The organism is Parabacteroides sp. AF17-3, assembly GCF_003635445.1.
Taxonomy (GTDB): Bacteria; Bacteroidota; Bacteroidia; order Bacteroidales; family Tannerellaceae; genus Parabacteroides; species Parabacteroides goldsteinii.
This window is the reverse complement of the sequence record NZ_QTMM01000050.1, coordinates 1-664: the sequence shown is the minus strand read 5'-3', so window position 1 is coordinate 664 and position 664 is coordinate 1. Positions and strand designations below refer to the sequence as shown.

The following is a 664-nucleotide window of genomic DNA, read 5'->3' as shown; positions in this document are numbered from 1 at the left end:
TGACAGGTGATATGTCCGACGATAAATACATGAAACTGGGCAATATGACCGACGACGATGACTTCTCCGGCCACCCGCGTGAGTTCGAACTGCGTGCCCGATTGAAGAATCTGGAAGAGAAGCAGACCGCCTTCCTGCTGGATATCCCGCTGTTGGCAATGTACCAGACCCATTTCGGCGAAGAGGAAAAATGGGGCATGTACGCCGGCCTGGGAGTGAAGTTGCAGATTCCGGTCAAAGCCAAATACAAGGTCGAAGGCAATACAGCCAGCGAACTGAATGTTTCGGGTTACTACCCCCATATCCCTTCCGACGTGGGTTCTCCATCGGAGGCGCCTGTTCCTCACCACGGCTTCGGCACGATCAACGATCCCGGCCGCGAGCTGGACTGGAGCGGAAAGAACAAACTGAAACTGGGCGTAGCCGGAACTGCCGAACTCGGTTTCCTGTTCACCCTGGGCGAAGACACCGACCTGTTGTTGGGCGGCTACATCGACTACGGTTTCACCAACATGAAGAAAAAGAAAGACCAGGGGTTATTAACCACTCCTGCATCTTATCATCCGGATGGGAACATGACGGTAGGAAAGGGTATTCCTTATAATGGCATGATGAATTCAAACGTAACAGATAAAGTGAAGGTTATGTCTTTCGGGGTAAAATT

Annotated in this window: 1 pseudogene; it reads left to right on the top strand. The window is 51.7% G+C overall.

Going from position 1 to position 664, the window contains the following annotated elements:
* Positions 1-664 (top strand): annotated as a pseudogene (locus DWW91_RS27505) (hypothetical protein); the annotation flags it as partial.